1 protein-coding gene and 3 pseudogenes are annotated in these 3,491 nt (G+C 31.9%); all 4 read left to right on the forward strand.

The features are described from left to right. A partial coding sequence (locus tag LQ679_RS14570; protein ID WP_239749095.1) for an LPXTG cell wall anchor domain-containing protein occupies positions 1–148 on the forward strand: 148 nt, incomplete at its 5' end. 241 nt (positions 149–389) lie between these two features. After that, positions 390–545: pseudogene (locus LQ679_RS14965) on the forward strand (YSIRK-type signal peptide-containing protein); the annotation flags it as partial. A gap of 489 nt (positions 546–1,034) precedes the next feature. Next, positions 1,035–2,231: pseudogene (locus LQ679_RS14970) on the forward strand (fibrinogen-binding adhesin SdrG C-terminal domain-containing protein); the annotation flags it as partial. Positions 2,232–2,288: 57 nt separating this feature from the next. Then, positions 2,289–3,491 (forward strand): annotated as a pseudogene (locus tag LQ679_RS14975) (SdrD B-like domain-containing protein); the annotation flags it as partial.

Consider the following 3,491-nt stretch of genomic DNA (forward strand, 5'->3'; position numbering starts at 1 on the left):
AAATAATCAAGATCATAAAGCAAGCCATAACAAACAATTACCTGATACAGGTGAAGAATCAGAAGTTAATACAACTTTAATTGGTGGTTTATTAGCAGGATTGGGTTCATTATTCTTATTCGGTCGTCGTAGAAAAGAAGATAAATAAATTTATATTAAACATTCGTAAAGTGGTTATGTCAAATGATATAACCGCTTTATTTTTTGATTTAAATTCAATTTAATGAATGTAATTAAATGTAAAATAAACATAATTTTAATATATATTATCTTTATAATTAAAGTGTTTAATATTTGAATAGCCCGAAATATAATATTTTTTGATAAGTGCTCATATAAATAAAATGACTTATCAATAAGAAAAATTGATATTTTAGGAGGAATGAATAATGAAAAAGAAACCAAAATCAAGAAGTGGTAAAATAGATTTTATTTCTAATAAATTAAATAAATATTCAATTAGAAAATTCACTGTTGGTACTGCTTCAATTTTGGTTGGTGCAACACTATTATTCGGTTTAGGTGATGAAGCGAAAGCAGATGAGGTATCTAACGAAGATTTAGTAAAAGCACAATCAAAAAGTTCTCAAAATGATGAAAAATCTAATGACATAAATGGGGATAATTCATCAACATTAACAGAAGAATTAAGCACAGAGGAAAAAGTAACAGAAAAAGCATCACTAGAAAAAGAGAGCACAGAAGAAAATACACTAGAAGATAATGTAACAGATGAAGTATCATCAGAAGAACCAGTTATAGAAGAAAAATCGACAGAAGAAAATAGAGAAGTAATATTACCAACTGAAAAAACAAATCAAGAAGACAAAGCATCAGAAAAGTTTACTTCTGAAGAATCGAGCACAGAGAAAAAAGCATCAGAACCAGTATCTATAGAGGAAAATATAACTTCAGTAAATCAAACTAAAGAACAACCAATTACAGAAGAAAAAACACCTACAGAATTAGAAATTGAAAATTCTAGAAACGAAGAAGTCTCAATAGATGGAACTTCTAGTACACAAGCAAAAGTAATTGATCAACCTACAAATTTTTCTGAAGAAGATTTAGTTAATGAAGTAGATGACAAAATTAAAAATTTATCAGATGACGATCGTAAATTAATTATTGATAATGCAAAAATTAATTTTAAGGAAGATTCTTTAGAAGATGTGAAAAAGAAGATTTCTTTAGAAGCTATTAGATATCAATCTAAGAAAATCGATAAAAATAAGGTGCCAGCTACGACTTCTAGAAACTATACAGGGTTCAGAGCTGTGCCTATGGTTGATACAAATACAGAAGCTAGTGGTCAGAATGTTAATGATAAAGTAGTTATCAACAATTTTAATTTAGATAAAAGAAAATTTGACCCAAATCAATCTGGATTTACTAATATGAATGTATCATTTAGAATAACTGATTCTATTAAAGAAGGCGATTACTTTACATTCGATGTTCCTAATAATTTATCTCTAGACGGGGACATTGATTACAGTAAAGTAGGGTACCAAATGAATCTTGCTAAATTAAAAAATGAAAATGGAGACATTATAGCTACTGGTACTTATAATACAAAAACAAAACAAGGTAAATACATCTTCACTAATTTTGTAAATGAGAAAGAAAAAGTAAAAGGTAACTTTGAGATTCCGATATTTACAGATAGAAAAGAATCACCAAGAAGTGGAAATTATCCAGTAAGTTTTAATATAGCAGGTAAGCGATTCAATTCAACTATCAATCTTGATTACAGTTCTCCATTTGCTGGAGTTCCTGGAGCAAATGGCGCCAATATATCATCCAATATTAATAAAATAGATAATAAATCAGGTGAAAGAACTTATAAACAAGTAATATATGTTAACCCATTAGCTAAACAACTTTATGGTTCAAATGTTAATGTTAAAGGTTATTATGATGATCCAACTGTTAGTAGCACATTAGTGAATTCAGATAATACAAGATATAAAATTTATGAAGTAATTAATCCAAATCTATTAAATGAAAGTTATTTTGTAGATCCAAATGATGGAAACTTTAAAGATGTTACTGCGAATTTTAATGGTTATATTACTGATAATAATGATAATTCAACAGATATAAAATTTGGTGATATTAATAAAGCTTATGTAATTTTAGTAGATGGTCATTATGATGAAAGTGAAAATGATGTATTGACACGAGTTACAGAAACAAATCGTGATTATTATGGTAACCCTAGCTCATTCTATTGGGATAATCGTAACATTCTTAGATTTGGCTCAGGTAACGGTGATGGAGAAAATATACCTAAATATAACTTAGGTGATTATGTATGGGAAGATACAAATAAAGATGGCGTGCAAGATGAAGGCGAAAAAGGAATCGGAAATGTAACAGTAATTTTAAAAGATAAAGATGGACAAGAAATCGGTAGAGCAATCACTGATGAATCAGGTAAATACATTTTTAGAGGACTTAAGAATGGTGATTACAAAGTAGAATTTGAGACTCCAGCTGGCTATAAACCAACTATTGAAAATAATGGTGATGATGCTAAAGATTCAGATGGTCTTAATGTAAATGTAAGAATTCAAGATGCTGATAATATGACTATTGACTCAGGATTCTACAAAGAAAAACCTAAGTATAACTTAGGTGATTATGTATGGGAAGATACAAATAAAGACGGCGTACAAGATGAAGGCGAAAAAGGAATTGGGAATGTAACAGTAATTTTAAAAGATAAAGATGGACAAGAAATTGCTAGAACAACAACAGATGAAACAGGTAAATATATTTTTAGAGAATTAGAAAATGGTAAATATACAGTAGAATTTGAAACACCACAAGGATACACTCCAACAGTTAAAGATCAAGGTGGTAACGATGAAAAAGATTCAGATGGACTAAAAGTTGAAGTTACAATTAACGATGAAGATGATATGTCTATAGATTCAGGATTCTATAAAGAAGATACTGATGCGGATGCTGATTCAGACTCAGATAGCGATTCAGACTCAGACAGCGATTCAGACTCAGACAGCGATTCAGACTCAGACAGCGACTCAGACTCAGATAGCGACTCAGACTCAGAAAGCGACTCAGAATCAGAGAGCGACTCAGAATCAGACACAGAATCAGAATCAGAATGAGATTCAGATTCAGACTCAGAGTCTGATTCAGACGCAGATGCTGATTCAGACGCAGATGCCGACGCAGATGCAGATTCTGATTCAGATGCAGATGCTGACTCAGATGCAGATGCTGACTCAGACGCAGATTCAGACTCAGACGCTGATGCCGACGCAGATGCAGATTCTGATTCAGATTCAGACGCAGACTCAGACGCAGATGCTGACTCAGACGCAGACTCCGATGCAGATGCTGACTCAGATGCAGATGCAGAGTCAGATGCAGACTCAGACTCAGACGCAGACTCAGAGGCAGACAGTGACTCAGACGCGGATGCTGATTCATATGCAGATAGCGACTCAGATGCAGATAGC

The sequence above is a fragment of the Mammaliicoccus sp. I-M35 genome (assembly GCF_022386455.1).
Taxonomy (GTDB): Bacteria; Bacillota; Bacilli; order Staphylococcales; family Staphylococcaceae; genus Mammaliicoccus; species Mammaliicoccus sciuri_A.